At 61.0% G+C, this 246-nt stretch carries 1 pseudogene; it reads right to left on the reverse strand.

Annotated elements, in window-relative coordinates:
• A pseudogene (locus AC0IXA_RS27955) lies at nt 1-246 on the reverse strand (membrane-bound lytic murein transglycosylase MltF); the annotation flags it as partial.

Below are 246 nucleotides of genomic sequence, written 5' to 3' on the forward strand. Positions count from 1 at the left end.
GGTTGAAGAGGTCGTCGAGGTTGTCGGCGGTCTCGATCTTCAGCTCCACGCCCAGATCGTCGGCGAAACGCTTGACCAACTCGTACTCGAAGCCGGTTTCGCCGTTGCGGTCCTGGAAGTAGGTGGCCGGGCTGTTGCGGGTAATCACGCGCAGCACGCCATCCTCCTTGACGCGCTCGAGGGTGCTGGGTTTTTCAACACAGGCACCGAGCATCAGGAAGAGTCCGGTTGCGATGAGCCATCTGG

The organism is Pseudomonas sp. AC083, assembly GCF_979253165.1.